2 protein-coding genes are annotated in these 1,271 nt (G+C 41.2%); both read left to right on the plus strand.

Annotated features, from left to right (window positions below):
- Positions 1–316 (plus strand): DnaD domain-containing protein (locus K9V48_RS28060; RefSeq protein ID WP_224142320.1); only part of this gene is annotated, 316 nt, incomplete at its 5' end.
- On the plus strand, positions 313–1,271 hold a 959-nt coding region (locus K9V48_RS28065), incomplete at its 3' end, for a DnaB-like helicase C-terminal domain-containing protein (RefSeq protein WP_224142321.1). The genes K9V48_RS28060 and K9V48_RS28065, both read left to right, overlap by 4 nt.

Here is a 1,271-nt window from a genome sequence, read left to right on the forward strand (position 1 = left end):
ATTTGGCTTTTCAAATGTGAATGCGAAACAGCAGCTGCTATCTTGGTTAGATGATTCTAGTTTTCTACAGCCGAAGGAAGTCATCTTAAAAGCCATGACGATTGCCTGTGCCAATAACAAGCGAAAGCTGAACTATGTTGTTGGGATTCTGAAAAACTGGGAAAATGAATCTTTACTGACCGCCCAAGAAATTGATGCTTATCATGAGAACCAAAAGCCTGTACCAAATCATAGGCAATCAACTGAATCTTTACCTGCTGGAAGAGCGATTCCAAGTGGATTTGAGCTTGATCTAACGGCAGGTGAGGAGTGGTGAGTATTGCGGAAAAAGCGTTCTTAGGAAGCTTGATGAAGGCAGAGTACCTCCTCAAGGATACCGTTATTCAACCTGAACAGCTGGAAGGGACACGGCATAAAGAATTGATGCGAAGAATGGTGGAATTCAGCCGAGCTGGTAAGAATATTGATTTAATTTCGCTGACAACCTTACCTGACCTCGAATCATTTGGCGGAATGTCCTACCTTTCGGAGCTGTTATCGTATGCGGATCTTGAGAAATTTGAAGGGATAGAGAAGCTTATTCTTGATCTTTGGAAGGAACGGGAAAAGAGAAACATTTTAACAGTTGCAGCCATGAATGATTGGGAGATTGCTAAAGTTATTGCTGAATTGGATAAAATTATCCAAATGAAGATGGACGATCATACGTCTATACAACAAGCGTTGTCAGGTATCTATGAGGCACCCTGGGAAGATCAAAAAATCTTAAAAAGTGCAACAACGGGTATCAAAAAGCTCGACGAAGTGACAGGAGGATTTCAGGGTGGGGAAGTGACAATTCTAGCGGCAAGACCATCGATGGGAAAAACCGACGTCATGCTCCATTTCGCAAAAATGTCGGGTTGGTCTGGTTATCTGCCCCTCATCTTTTCCTTAGAAATGCCTGAAAAGCTGATAACCAGTCGATTAATTGCTTCGACAGGGGGCTTTAACCGTACAAAAATGCGGGATCCGAAAAAATTGTTAAATGAAAGTCAAAAGAATAAATGGTCAGATGTGCTTGGTGATCTCAATGAAACTCATATGCACATTTTTGATGGTGCTGGACAAACCGTTGCTGAGATGAGAGCGAAAACGCGAAAAATGATGAATCAATTTCCAAACAAAAAACCGATTCTTTTTATCGATTACTTAACACTCATCCGTTCTGGTGAACTTTACGGAGGAAATTCCCATTTACAAGTTACGGAAATATCCAAATCTCTCAAAAC

This window comes from Metabacillus rhizolycopersici, from assembly GCF_020075705.1.